This is a genomic window from Parabacteroides sp. AF17-28 (assembly GCF_003479205.1).
Taxonomy (GTDB): domain Bacteria; phylum Bacteroidota; class Bacteroidia; order Bacteroidales; family Tannerellaceae; genus Parabacteroides; species Parabacteroides acidifaciens.
Map to the genome: position 1 here is coordinate 65,524 of NZ_QUGV01000006.1, position 12,257 is coordinate 77,780.

Here is a 12,257-nt window from a genome sequence, read left to right on the forward strand (position 1 = left end):
ATCTTGTCGTTTATATCTTATTGTTAGAGGCGGATTGCGCTTTGTTCATGACACGCAACAGGTTGCCTCCCCATATTTTGGCAATGTCGTTTTCCGTATAGCCTTCTTTGATCAGGCGGACAGTGATGTTTATCAACTCGTTGCTGGCGCGGCATCCGATCAGTTCGCCGTCTCCGTCGAAGTCCGAACCGATGCCTACATGGTGGATTCCGATCAGGTCGACAATGTGGGTGATGTGGCGGATAGCATCGCTCAAGGATGCCTTTTCGGCGTCTTCATTGATAAATCCTTTGTAGAGGCATACTTGTACCACGCCACCTTGTGCCGCCAGCGCTTTCAACTGTTCGTCCGTCAGGTTGCGGGGATGGTTGCAGAGTGCACGGGCGGAAGAATGGGAGGCGATAATCGGGTAGGCACTGGTTTCCAACGCATCGTAGAACGTGCTTTCTGCGGCGTGCGAAATATCGACCAGTATGCCGAGTTCATTCATCTTGCGGATCACATCTTTCCCGAAAGGACTTAGTCCGTTCCATTCCGCTTCGCCTCTTGCCGAGTCGCAGATATCATTGTTCCCGTTGTGGCAAAGGGTTATGTAAGAAACGCCCATGTCGCGGAAGCGGGTGATGTTTTCGAGATCTTTGCCGATGGCGTATCCGTTTTCCAGGCCCAGCATGATTGCTTTCTTGCCGGCTGCTTTCAGAACGTGTACTTCCTGAGGCGTATAGGCAATACACATACGGGGACGGTTTATATCCATCTGCCGGTGTATTTCTTGCAGGCGGTTTATCGCGTAGTCGGTTGCTTTCTGCAACGATGCGTCGTCTCTCGGTCCTTGCGGGATGTAAGCGACCATGATGGCTGCATCTATCAATCCCTCTTCCATAAGTGGAAGATTTACTTTGCCGCCTTCTTTATGGCCGATGTTGAATTCGCCCGGGAAAATCATCGGGGTGTCGGTATGCGAATCGAGCGTCACGTTCCGGTGGTGGATGCGTTTGGCTTCTTTGAACAGACGGGACGATTCGACGTGATGCTTGAATAGTTTCAACATCTGTTCGTCGTCGTTAGCCGCCATTGCTTCGGGATGCCATTGTACGCTGAATATCTCCTTTTCAGGATGTTCCATTGCCTCATTGATGCCGTCGGGAGCTGTTGCCGTCGCGATAAATTCGGGCGCAGGCTCTTTGATGGCCTGGTGGTGGAAAGAGTTGACCAGGAGTTCCGGCGCTCCGTCCAGCATGGTGCGGAGCTTGGAAGTGCTGTCGCTAAGCGTGACGGAATGGGATGCCTGCTCGCGTGGGAGTGTCTGGCTGTGTTTCAGCAGTTTTTGCTCGTGTTGGGAGTGGATATCCTGATAGACGCCACCGCCGAATGCTACGTTCAGTATCTGGTGGCCGCGGCATATTCCCATAACGGGCAGTTGGCGGTTCGTAGCCAGGCGGAGCAGAATCAAGTCGTATTCGTCCCGATAGCTGTCCACATCCTGCAGAGCCGGGATCGGTTCTTCCTGCATGTAAAGCGGGTTGATGTCGCCGCCACCGCTCATGACCAATCCGTCCAGTCCGTTGATGATAGCCGTCAATGCTTCGATATCCGTGATTACGGGAACTAAAACCGGAGCGCCTCCAGCTTTCAAGACTGCCTGTACATACGTTTCGGCTATACATGAAAGTCCGTCTTTCCGGTTAGCGGATATTCCTATGCGGGGAGGTTGAAGACGTTCTTTTTTCGGTATATAATTATCAACTTCCCTGTAGAGAGCCTCTAAATTCGGACGACGGACTTTCATAGAATTATGAGTTATGAATTATGAATTATGAAGAAGTTGTCGGATGGGCATGCAATTTTAGTTTCATGCCCATCCAACTGAAATTGCATGCCCATGGGATTCTTTACGCATCAATATTCGCATACGTAGCATTCTCTTCGATAAACTCGCGGCGCGGACCAACGTCTTCACCCATCAGCATGGAGAATATCTGGTCTGCTTCGGCTGCGCTGTCGATTGTGATCTGCTTCAGCGTACGGTTTTCCGGGTTCATGGTCGTGTCCCATAACTGGTGGTCGTTCATTTCTCCCAAACCTTTGTAGCGCTGTGTATGAATCTGGTTTTCATTACCTCCGCCATATTTGTCGATGAATACCTGGCGTTGCTGGTCTGTCCAGCAATACTCTTCGATCTTACCTTTCTTACACAAGTAGAGGGGAGGAGTAGCCAGATAAACATATCCGTTTTCGATCAACGCACGCATGCGGCGGAAGAAGAAGGTCAGGATCAGAGTGGCAATGTGGCTTCCGTCCACATCGGCATCGGTCATGATGATCACCTTGTGGTAACGCAGTTTGCTCAGGTTCAGTTCCTTTGGGTCGTCTTCGGTTCCGATGGTCACACCCATTGCGCGGAAGATGTTCTGGATTTCTTCGCTTTCGAAGATCTTATGGTCCATTGCTTTTTCCACATTCAGGATCTTACCGCGAAGCGGCAGGATTGCCTGGAAGTTACGGTCGCGTCCCTGCTTGGCTGTACCGCCAGCAGAGTCCCCTTCGACGAGGAACAACTCGCAAAGGGCGGCGTCTTTGGACGAACAGTCTGCCAACTTGCCGGGAAGACCGCCGCCTGTCATCGGTGACTTGCGCTGTACCAGTTCGCGTGCCTTACGGGCAGCCTGGCGTGCCTGGGCTGCCAGGATTACCTTGTCGACAATAACCTTGGCTTCTTTCGGATGTTCTTCCAGGTAATAGCCTAATGCTTCGCCGATAGCCTGGTCTACCGCGCCGGTCACTTCGTTGTTCCCTAATTTCGTTTTGGTCTGCCCTTCAAACTGGGGTTCCGCTACCTTGATCGAGATAACGGCTGTCAGACCTTCGCGGAAGTCGTCACCGGAGATTTCAACCTTTGCCTTTTCCAGCAGTTTGGAGTCGTCCGCATACTTTTTCAGTGTACGGGTCAAACCGCGGCGGAAACCGGACAGGTGCGTACCTCCTTCTATGGTGTTGATATCGTTTACATACGAGAATACGCTTTCGTTAAACGAGGTGTTATACGTCATGGCCACTTCTACCGGAATACCCTGTTTTTCCGTTGTGATGTGGATTACGTCCGGGATCAGCTGCTCTTTGGAACGGTCTACGTAACGGACAAATTCTTTCAAACCTTCATCCGAATGGAATGTGTCGGATTTATAGCTGCCGTCCTCTTTCGTGACGCGTTTGTCTGTCAGGGTAAGCGTGATACCTGCATTCAGGAAGGCGAGCTCACGCAGGCGGGTAGCCAGAATCTCATATTTATATTCTGTTACGGTAAAGATGCTTCCGTCCGGCTTAAACATGATTTTTGTGCCTGTCGTCTCGGTTTCGCCGATTACTTCGACGGAATGAAGCGGCTTGCCGCAAGCAAATTCCTGCATGTGGATTTTTCCGTCGCGGCGGACTTCTGCTCTCAGGTAAGTGGAAAGTGCGTTTACACAGGATACACCTACGCCGTGCAAACCTCCGGATACCTTGTAAGAACCTTTGTCGAACTTACCTCCTGCATGGAGAACGGTCAATACAACTTCAAGCGCAGAGACGCCTTCTTTCTCATGAATATCTACCGGGATACCACGGCCGTCGTCTGTTACCGAGATGGAATTGTCTTCGTTTATCACTACTTCTATTCGGGAACAGTATCCGGCTAATGCTTCATCAATAGAGTTGTCAACAACTTCGTATACCAAATGGTGCAGGCCTCTTTCGCTGGTATCGCCAATATACATGGACGGTCTTTTACGCACTGCCTCTAACCCTTCAAGTACCTGAATACTGTCCGCAGAGTACTCTGTAGAAGTATTCTTAATTTCTTCACTCATGAGTCTTTATCGTTTAAAATCTGTAATTATCTGTCTGTCTAAAAAAGCTAACAAATATAGTGAAAATAATTGACTTAGAAGGTATGGATAGTGTGAAAATAGTCAAATGTGGAGATATAACAAAAAAAGAGACAAAGTTCAACTTTGTCTCTTTCTAAAAGGTAGCCCGTGGGGGAATCGAACCCCCCTTTCAAGAATGAAAATCTTGCGTCCTAACCGATAGACGAACGGGCCGGCGGGTTTAAAAAAGCCGGGCTGATTAATTAGTCCGGCTTTATACTATATAAAGTATAATACCTTTATTATGCCAGTCCGTTAACGTGTTTTGCTAATTTGGATTTCAAGTTGCCGGCCTTATTCTTGTGAATAATGTGTTTTTTAGCAAGCTTGTCCAACATAGAGCACACCTTCGGATACAGAGCCTGAGCTTCGTTCTTGTCTTCAGTAGCACGCAAAACCTTCATTGCATTTCTTGCAGTCTTTGCATAATATCTGTTATGCAGACGCTTTGCGTTGGTCTGTCTGATTCTCTTAATAGATGACTTGTGATTTGCCATTGTTAGCTATTCTCTTTATTTATTCTTTAATCCTGTTTATTGTAGCCCGTGGGGGAATCGAACCCCCCTTTCAAGAATGAAAATCTTGCGTCCTAACCGATAGACGAACGGGCCATCCTGTCAAAGTTCTCACTTTCAGCTCTCTGGGATTGTTGATTTCCCGATTGCGAGTGCAAAGATAGATGTTCTCTTTAAACTGGCAAAATATTTGAAGGAAAAATATATAGAATCTTTCGCATTTAACATCTATTTCGAACTCATGTCTTGCAGGTGAATTTCCAATGCGTTGACTGAAATGTTTATTTCCCAGATACATACGCATAGCGAGGCGGCCAATAGCAAGAGTCCGACTCCGAATATCCAGGCGGCGATGATTTGCCAGGAGATGTAGATGAAAAACATCGATATCACGCAAAAGAGCAGACTGAGCAGTCCCAATATTTGCATGGAACGCGTCAGATACAACCGTTTCCGGAGGTTGGCAATCTGTGCGACATTTTTCGGATCATGTGTCTGCTGGTGCTTTTCTTTTAACGTACGCACGAGGCTCGCATACGAAATAAACCGGTTTGTGTAAGCCAGAAGGATAAGCGAGACTGCCGAGAAGAGCAACGACGGAGTGGTAAGCGTAAGTTCCTGCATATTTATATGTACTTTATAATTTAGTAGTTTGTTATGTAATAAAACAAAGCGGAAAAGGAAAATGTTGTAACTTTGTTATCCAAATAACAGTGATATGTTGTGTAAAACGCGCGGGATTGTCCTGCATTCCATTCCATATAACGATAAGTACTCTATTATATATATGTACACGGAGGCTTTCGGACGTGCTTCCTATCTGGTTGCCCGCAGCCGGGGAAAGAAATCGCCTGTCTCGAAAGCGCTCTTTATGCCTCTTTCGGTTGTGGAAATGGAAGTCGAGCATTTGAATAAGCGTGATTTGCACCGCATTCGTGAAACGAAACTTTGCTATCCGCTTACGGAAGTGTTTTGTAATCCGGTCAAGAACGTGCTTGCGCTTTTCCTGTCCGAAGTCCTTTTCCGGGTGGTGAAGGAGACAGAACCGGATTCGCGGCTTTTTGAATATCTGTATGAGTCGATACAACTGTTGGAGTTGTCGGATAAAGGGGTGGCGAATTTCCATCTGGTGTTCTTGCTTCGGCTTCTATATTATATGGGGATCTATCCGAATGCGGATTCGTATGTGGCAGGTTCCTGTTTTGATATGCTGAACGGTGTGTTTGTCGAGCATATTCCGATGCACCGCCATTATCTGAACCGGGAGGAAAGCGTGGTCTTTGCCCGGTTGCTGAAGATTAGTTTTGAAAATATGTCCTTATATTCTTTTTCCCGTCAGGACCGCGTGAACGTCATCAGCCGTATTCTTGAATATTATCGTTTGCACCTGCCGGATTTCCCCGAAATAAAGTCCCTATCGGTCATGCAAAGTCTGTTTGATTAACAGATTGCCCCTCCAAATACTTGCCAGTTTGCGGAAAAGGTTATACTTTTGCCCGCACTTACAACAAAAAGGGCTCTGTAGTTCAACGGATAGAATAGAAGTTTCCTAAACTTTAGATCCGAGTTCGATTCTCGGCGGAGCTACTGGTAACAAAAAAGGCAATCAGAAAATGATTGCCTTTTTTGTTACCAGTAGAATGGTTCGAATGTAACCCGATCTCCATTGAGGAGGCATTTTAAATATCTGTCGCTAATTCGGACATCCTCGTAATAATCAGTCCCATTTGCATACTCTACATAGAAAGAATCAAAAAAGTTGTCTTCCCAATCCCAGTAAAAACTTGTTTTCAGTTCGTCGGTCATACCATTGGGATAATAGATAATTGTAAAATCCTCTCCCGTATGATCATCATAGAAGTCAAGCCGTTGCTCACATTCGTATCCATCATAGTTTGTATAAAAATCCACCCAAGTATTATTGCATAAAGCATCGGTTGCCCAACCGTAGTCATCGTAATACGGATCATCCTCACAACTGTTGAATAAACAGAATACTGACAGCAATAACAAAAAACCGAGTATATTTTTCTTAATCATAGTCCCATACATTTATATTCAAGAGACAAAGATATGAATAAAAACTATATGCTACTCATTCCGGCAATTCCTCTTCCTTTTCCTCTCCCCATTCCCCATTATTGAAAATGCTGATCTGGAAGGTGTCGTCGGATTCTGAATGGCTGTAGAGGCGGCCTTTGTAGCGGATGATTTTGTTTTGTTCCGGTAGGATATTGTCGATTTGCCGTTCACGGATCAGTTCATTGCTTTGGTCTATGGCGGAGAGGTGGGCGGCTATTTTGTAGTCGATCCCAGGAATGAAGGTGTAGAAAGAATGCGTTTTATTTACTATCCCAATATCTTCGCTCTTGAATACATATGAAAAGGTTTGTTTTTCCAATGTCTTGAGCCCCAAGCCGGTTGTGATGTCCAGCTGATTGGCTATCCCGTCAATCTCCATATCGAATTGTTTGAGCCCATCGGAAACCGGGTCGGTAGCCATAAACTCAATGCGGCTGACAATGCGTTCCAGAGTAATGTCTTCATTGATTTCATCGGCAGCTCCTATTTTTAGGGGCAGTGCGCCGTAGAATGTATCGGAAACGTTATCGAAAGAGAAAATGGAATTGGATAATGTTGCCGTTTTTGAGTTATGTGCCAGGAAATAAAATGTATAATCCCCTTGTGGCAGGCTGTCGTAGACAATACCGAAGTCGATATCTTTGTCTGGGGCATCGCGAACGAATTGTTTGTTTTTGACATAAACGGGCGCATCCCCTTCTTCCGTCTTTTGATATACAGCATATTCAATAGTAGTACATAACTCCTTCAATTCTTTATCTCCCTCTGCTTTTGACACCGATGGTTCCGGTATTGTATTATCGGGCATACTGCGGGTGGTGGGAAAAGACACGACTTCTTTTTCCATTTGAATACTGAATTGGACGGGATAAATTTCTTTTTCCGGATTAACGACTTCCTCGAGTGAGGGATTGTTACTACAGCCTGTCAGGTAAAGCACACAGGCAAGTGCATATAACACTTCTCTTTTCATAGCTAAGCTTTTTGTTGTTTCTAACGGAAGCAAAGGAAACATAAAACTTTAGAAATAAAAAATATTTGCAGATAAATTTAAAAAGAAATTTTATATTTGTCGAATAGACACAATGTAGTAACCTTAAAAATAAAGAGAAACATGGCACGTCCTGTAACATTATGTACGCTGCAGTGGGGAGATCTTCCGCTGGAAGTTGTTTGTGAAAAAGCAAAATCATTTGGTTTTGATGGTGTAGAGTTGGGTTTGCCTTCCCATTTGGATGTCCGGAGGACAGATCCCGAGTATTATCAGGGTATCAAGGCTATGCTTGATAAATATGGTTTGAAACTGTTTTGTATCTCAAACCATCTGATCGGCCAAGCTATTTGCGATAACATAGACCAGCGCCATAAATCGATATTGCCCGATTGTATCTGGGGAGACGGTGATCCCGAAGGTATTCGCCAGCGTGCAGCCGAATATATGATCCAGGCTGCCCGTGCCGCTAAAATGTTAGGTTTGGATGTCGTAGCCGGTTTTACCGGCAGTTCGATCTGGCAATGGCTTTATTCTTTTCCGCCTGTTTCCGATGAAATGATAAATGAAGGATATGCTGATTTTGCACGGCGTTTCATACCGGTTCTGGATGCGTTCCAGGAGTTGGGAGTTCGTTTTGCTCTTGAGGTCCATCCTTCCGAGATTGCGTTTGATACCTATTCTGCCCGGAAAGCGCTTGAGGCAGTCAATTATCATCCGGCTTTCGGTTTCAATTATGACCCGAGCCATCTGGGATACCAGAGTGTTGATTATGTTGATTTCATCAACCAGTTTTCCGACCGTATTTTCCACGTTCACATGAAAGATGTGTATTGGAGCGATACGCCTAAGCAGATCGGTGTTTTCGGTGGTCATTCGACGTTTGGCGATGCACGTCGCTTTTGGAATTTCCGCAGTCTGGGACGTGGTAAAATCCAGTTCGAAGAGATTATCCGTGCCTTGAACGATATCGGCTACCAGGGACCGCTTTCAGTCGAGTGGGAAGACAGCCGCATGGATCGTGAGCATGGTGCCCGCGAATCCTGTGCTTTTGTGAAGCAAGTCGATTTCGAACCGTCGGCCCATGCTTTTGATGCCTGTTTTGAGAAATAAGAAGCGGTGTTCAGAAAAGAAAATAAATGCGATTCTTGCCGATACCGGTAAGAATCGCTGTCTTTAAGGCGGTTTTTGGCGTAAAATTTGCCGATAGCATAGTGTATCGTGGCTTACTGTGCAAGATAACTATAAAGCAATTTTGGATTACTTTCAAGTCCGGTATGAATAGCTTTTGTTAATTGTTAAATGATACAATAACCCCCTTTTCCGGCCATTTTTCTATTTCGTCCAAAAAGTTGATCCATTTTTGATTGACTTTTTTCATCGTTTCACCTCTCTTTTTTGACAACAGGCGGAGTGAGATGCCGGGAACATTACAAAAAGCGTGCAGTTCGATTGCTGAAAGGCGCAAATACTGACAAAGTGATAAACCTTAACTCCCGGAGAATCGCTTGTAGCAAAATAAAACGGACCGCGCTTCAAATATCCAAAGGAAATTTTGGTGGTTTTTTGCCCTGAAAACGGTCCTCTTTTCAATTACGACCGTACTAATCTCAATTACGACCGTCTAAATCTTTGCGGGCTGCCGAGTGCACTACCTATTGAGACGGTCATAATGGCGAAGAGGACGGTCGCAATGGCAAAGAACTCTCGAAAAAGAGGAAAAAGTCCCTTTTTGAGGCTGAAAAACATGATTAACATTTGTTTGCTTTCGGGGGCGTTTTGGGGCTTTGAAAAGAAATTTTGTACAATAAGGTCATTGGAAAATTAAAGAATACCATTCTAAGGTTGAAAGAGAATTTTCTAATATGAATTTGAATAAAAGTGATGTAGTTCGTATATGAATATTTTGAGAAAAATCAATCAGGTGAGTGGAAGCTTAAAATATTATCAAGGTAAGCAAAATCAAATACCCTTATATGTACAGATAAATTTGAAAAATAGGTATCTTTGTCGTTAAACGAAATATAAGTAGCGATGATTTTATATTTTTGTTTTAATTAGTATGATGTGTATGATTATGGAAGACTGTAAAATTCAATTATTATTATCAATTATGAGTAAATTACCATCTCAAAGTTTATTGTATGTTGGTGATTATATTAATAATGCATTTAATGATGGTTGTATTCTTGATATTAAAAGATATTTGTCAGATATAGGTGTGTATAAAAATCAATATGATTATTGTTTTAAACTGTCTTCTGATTGTATATTTTATTTAGAACAGGAACTAATAAAAGATGATAGTCTTATCGATTATTTTTGTCATTATGCTATTTTGCATGATAATCGAATATTGCTAAAGGTATATGATGGACACATCTTTTCTATAGATAAGTCATTAAATATTTCATGTGATTTGTTAGATGAATGTGAAAATGTTGGTTTGACTATATATGAAGAAGAGTTTAATGTAAATGTGATATAGCATGAAATATCTATTTTATGATTATTTTTATCATGATGTAGTGATAAAAAGTTTATTATGTAATTTTGCTGATGTCGAAAATAGTAATTCAATTCAGTTTGTATTAAATATTTGTGATGCTGATGTTGAGGATGATAACTTGTCGGATTTTGAAACGCAAGTAAAGTGTGTTTTTAGAAATGTGCATCGTTCTTATATTGATTTGTATCATAATATAGTAGGTGATTATTATATATCATCTTCTGAAATAAATGATAAAGATCCGATCTTGATAGAATATAAAGAGGAAATGAAGAATTATATTTCAATGGAAAGATTGTGTAAATTGAAATGTTATTCTATTTTTACTAATGGAGGATGTGTTAAAATAATATCAGAAAATGATGTTGAAATTGTAAATAAGAGTTTGTGATTAAAAAAGTACGGATCATAATGAAGTTGGAAAATTAGAATGATTAAGGATTAATTTATATAAGTATATATGGAAGTTTCTATTAATTGCTCTGTGCTTTCTGTTGAGTTTGACAAAACATCAAAGCGTGAAGATTTGGATATTCTGGATCAAAAGATGAAAGAATTTTTCTTTAAAAAAGAATATCTTGAAAGTGTTGCTCAATATGATATTAGCTTGATCTGTGTTAGTCCTGGATTTCAAAATTTTTTTAACCCCAGAAGACCTAAATATTATAAAGATAAATGTATGAAGGGTCTCACTGTGGAAGAAGTGCGATTAACAAAACTGTTTTCTTGTGAATTAGTGTTGAATTATGATGCTTTTATTTTGTCTGATAAAAAAGAGGGGTATAATATTATTGCAAATACAGTGATGCGGTTTCTTGAAGAGCTAAAGTATCCAATAGCGATAAAGAAATTCGACAAGAAAAGATTTAATGAAGATATGAAAGCATTTTTTATCCAGATGGGGTGTAATATTTAGTTTGCGGAATGAAATACGGTCTAAATTCTGGAAATAGTATGGAATAAAGAAATAAAGATATGAAAGATGAAAGAAGAAAGCGAATAGTAACAAAGATAGGGGATATTTTTTGCTCAGAAATTGATGGCCGATATAAAAGATATTTCCAGTATATCGTTAGTGATATGGAACAACTGAATAGCTCTGTTATCCGTGTGTTTAAGACACATTATCCAATGGATAATAAGCCGGAAATAGATGATATAGTGAAGGATGAAGTTGAGTTTTACGCCCATACAGTGTTAAAATCTGGAGTTGTGTATAATGCATGGTATAAGGTGGGGAAATCAAAAGATACAGGCAGTGAAGAATATAAAAAAATTTTGTTTGGAACTGCGCAAGAATGCATAGTTCATTCTCCGACAGAAATAGAATGGGTAGATCCTGCTGAAAATTGGTATGTCTGGCATATAAATGAACCTCATATACGGATAGGAAAGCTTACTAAAGATATTCAACCTGTAGAGATCGGTTCTGTGATGTCCTATCTTGATATAATTGATCGTATGCAATATGGCCGATATACATTCAAATATAAAGGCTATAAAGATAAGTGATTATTTGTGATATTTTAAATCATTTATTAGGCACAGTCTGAAAATATAAAAGCGATTGCACTTTCTGTTATAGAAAAAGCGATTACTCCTGGAATATTAAAATGCTATTGATAATCAAGTAGGTAAATAGAAATATGAAAACTAAACAGTAAATAGTATGAACTTTTTTGATTATATGTATTGTCGATTATATTGGTGGAATACTAAGATAATAAAAGAAAAAGAAACTCCTACTTTTTATTCAATTGTAGGACTTTCTGTTTTTCAATCTTTTGGGATTATTCCTATTATAGATATATGTGGAATCTTTATTGGAAATTCCACGTATATTAATGCAGTCTTATCTATTTCACATTTTTATTTGGTTTTAGGTATAATCGTATTAATTGTAGATTTGATTTATTATAATAAGAAAAAGCGCAAAAAATTATATACAACATTCGCTAACCTTACTGTTGATAAGAAGAAAAAACTGGATATACTTTGTCTGTCTTATATTCTAATTATCATTGTCTCAAATATATTGTTAAGTAATTATATGAGATTTAGATACGAAGGATGATAACTTAATTTTGTGAATAGACATAGGATATCGGGACAACTTTTTCCATTCACTTCGGCGTATAGAAGTTTGCTGTTCATGGCTCTTTCTTTTTGTTTCAAAGGACAAAATTGTCAAAGTATGGCATATCAGGAATGTATATTATATCAACTCATTTGCCGATTCTATGAAAACAAAG

At 41.4% G+C, this 12,257-nt stretch carries 13 protein-coding genes and 3 tRNA genes; 8 read left to right on the forward strand and 8 right to left on the reverse strand.

Features of this window, described 5'->3' with window-relative positions; all coding sequences use genetic code 11:
- Window positions 1-10: 10 nt before the first annotated feature.
- From DWW90_RS05835 to DWW90_RS05860, 6 genes are all read right to left on the reverse strand, one after another.
- Entirely contained in the window at window positions 11-1,789 is a 1,779-nt protein-coding gene (locus DWW90_RS05835) for a gamma-glutamyl-gamma-aminobutyrate hydrolase family protein (protein WP_122344330.1), read from the reverse strand.
- 103 nt (window positions 1,790-1,892) lie between these two features.
- Entirely contained in the window at window positions 1,893-3,848 is a 1,956-nt protein-coding gene (gene gyrB / locus DWW90_RS05840; RefSeq protein ID WP_122344331.1) for a DNA topoisomerase (ATP-hydrolyzing) subunit B, read from the reverse strand.
- A 162-nt stretch (window positions 3,849-4,010) separates the two neighbouring features.
- A tRNA-Glu gene (locus DWW90_RS05845) sits at window positions 4,011-4,082 on the reverse strand.
- 68 nt (window positions 4,083-4,150) lie between these two features.
- Window positions 4,151-4,405 carry a 30S ribosomal protein S20 gene (rpsT, locus tag DWW90_RS05850; RefSeq protein WP_115499233.1) on the reverse strand — a complete coding sequence of 85 codons (255 nt, stop codon included), beginning with the start codon at window positions 4,403-4,405 and terminating at the stop codon, window positions 4,151-4,153.
- 42 nt (window positions 4,406-4,447) lie between these two features.
- Window positions 4,448-4,519, reverse strand: a tRNA-Glu gene (locus tag DWW90_RS05855).
- Between the two features lie 132 nt (window positions 4,520-4,651).
- Complete coding sequence (locus tag DWW90_RS05860; RefSeq protein WP_115499232.1) at window positions 4,652-5,047, reverse strand: DUF2721 domain-containing protein; 396 nt, start codon at window positions 5,045-5,047, stop codon at window positions 4,652-4,654.
- 94 nt (window positions 5,048-5,141) lie between these two features.
- Here DWW90_RS05860 and recO point away from each other — a divergent pair, with 94 nt between their 5' ends.
- Both recO and DWW90_RS05870 read left to right on the forward strand, forming a co-directional pair.
- Window positions 5,142-5,867 carry a DNA repair protein RecO gene (gene recO, locus DWW90_RS05865; protein WP_122344332.1) on the forward strand — a complete coding sequence of 242 codons (726 nt, stop codon included), beginning with the start codon at window positions 5,142-5,144 and terminating at the stop codon, window positions 5,865-5,867.
- A 71-nt stretch (window positions 5,868-5,938) separates the two neighbouring features.
- Window positions 5,939-6,010: transfer RNA gene (locus tag DWW90_RS05870), tRNA-Arg, on the forward strand.
- 42 nt (window positions 6,011-6,052) lie between these two features.
- Here the strand turns inward: DWW90_RS05870 and DWW90_RS05875 are convergent.
- Window positions 6,053-6,463 carry a hypothetical protein gene (locus tag DWW90_RS05875; RefSeq protein ID WP_122344333.1) on the reverse strand — a complete coding sequence of 137 codons (411 nt, stop codon included), beginning with the start codon at window positions 6,461-6,463 and terminating at the stop codon, window positions 6,053-6,055.
- Between the two features lie 55 nt (window positions 6,464-6,518).
- Entirely contained in the window at window positions 6,519-7,478 is a 960-nt protein-coding gene (locus DWW90_RS05880; protein WP_122344396.1) for a FimB/Mfa2 family fimbrial subunit, read from the reverse strand.
- A gap of 141 nt (window positions 7,479-7,619) precedes the next feature.
- Between DWW90_RS05880 and DWW90_RS05885 the strand changes: the two genes are divergently transcribed.
- From DWW90_RS05885 to DWW90_RS20730, 6 genes are all read left to right on the forward strand, one after another.
- Window positions 7,620-8,609 (forward strand): sugar phosphate isomerase/epimerase, encoded by a 990-nt coding sequence (locus DWW90_RS05885; RefSeq protein ID WP_122331640.1) that lies wholly within the window; start codon window positions 7,620-7,622, stop codon window positions 8,607-8,609.
- Between the two features lie 964 nt (window positions 8,610-9,573).
- Window positions 9,574-9,984 carry a hypothetical protein gene (locus tag DWW90_RS05890; protein WP_158582816.1) on the forward strand — a complete coding sequence of 137 codons (411 nt, stop codon included), beginning with the start codon at window positions 9,574-9,576 and terminating at the stop codon, window positions 9,982-9,984.
- A gap of 1 nt (window position 9,985) precedes the next feature.
- The gene (locus DWW90_RS05895; RefSeq protein ID WP_122344335.1) at window positions 9,986-10,396 is read left to right on the forward strand and encodes a hypothetical protein; all 411 of its coding nucleotides are present in this window, start codon (window positions 9,986-9,988) and stop codon (window positions 10,394-10,396) included.
- A 69-nt stretch (window positions 10,397-10,465) separates the two neighbouring features.
- Window positions 10,466-10,921 (forward strand): hypothetical protein, encoded by a 456-nt coding sequence (locus tag DWW90_RS05900; RefSeq protein WP_122344336.1) that lies wholly within the window; start codon window positions 10,466-10,468, stop codon window positions 10,919-10,921.
- A 59-nt stretch (window positions 10,922-10,980) separates the two neighbouring features.
- On the forward strand, window positions 10,981-11,517 hold the full coding sequence (locus DWW90_RS05905; RefSeq protein WP_122344337.1) for a hypothetical protein: 537 nt from the start codon (window positions 10,981-10,983) through the stop codon (window positions 11,515-11,517).
- 157 nt (window positions 11,518-11,674) lie between these two features.
- Entirely contained in the window at window positions 11,675-12,079 is a 405-nt protein-coding gene (locus tag DWW90_RS20730) for a hypothetical protein (RefSeq protein ID WP_147382402.1), read from the forward strand.
- The last annotated feature ends 178 nt before the right edge of the window (window positions 12,080-12,257 follow it).

Bases quoted from the DNA above. Each gene is read 5' to 3' on its own strand.
- gyrB (WP_122344331.1), bottom strand. From the start codon at position 3,848: ATGAGTGAAGAAATTAAGAATACTTCTACAGAGTACTCTGCGGACAGT.
- recO (WP_122344332.1), top strand. From the start codon at position 5,142: ATGTTGTGTAAAACGCGCGGGATTGTCCTGCATTCCATTCCATATAAC.
- DWW90_RS05875 (WP_122344333.1), bottom strand. From the start codon at position 6,463: ATGATTAAGAAAAATATACTCGGTTTTTTGTTATTGCTGTCAGTATTC.
- DWW90_RS05880 (WP_122344396.1), bottom strand. From the start codon at position 7,478: ATGAAAAGAGAAGTGTTATATGCACTTGCCTGTGTGCTTTACCTGACA.
- DWW90_RS05905 (WP_122344337.1), top strand. From the start codon at position 10,981: ATGAAAGATGAAAGAAGAAAGCGAATAGTAACAAAGATAGGGGATATT.
- DWW90_RS05860 (WP_115499232.1), bottom strand. From the start codon at position 5,047: ATGCAGGAACTTACGCTTACCACTCCGTCGTTGCTCTTCTCGGCAGTC.
- DWW90_RS20730 (WP_147382402.1), top strand. From the start codon at position 11,675: ATGAACTTTTTTGATTATATGTATTGTCGATTATATTGGTGGAATACT.
- DWW90_RS05885 (WP_122331640.1), top strand. From the start codon at position 7,620: ATGGCACGTCCTGTAACATTATGTACGCTGCAGTGGGGAGATCTTCCG.
- DWW90_RS05890 (WP_158582816.1), top strand. From the start codon at position 9,574: ATGGAAGACTGTAAAATTCAATTATTATTATCAATTATGAGTAAATTA.
- rpsT (WP_115499233.1), bottom strand. From the start codon at position 4,405: ATGGCAAATCACAAGTCATCTATTAAGAGAATCAGACAGACCAACGCA.
- DWW90_RS05835 (WP_122344330.1), bottom strand. From the start codon at position 1,789: ATGAAAGTCCGTCGTCCGAATTTAGAGGCTCTCTACAGGGAAGTTGAT.
- DWW90_RS05895 (WP_122344335.1), top strand. From the start codon at position 9,986: ATGAAATATCTATTTTATGATTATTTTTATCATGATGTAGTGATAAAA.
- DWW90_RS05900 (WP_122344336.1), top strand. From the start codon at position 10,466: ATGGAAGTTTCTATTAATTGCTCTGTGCTTTCTGTTGAGTTTGACAAA.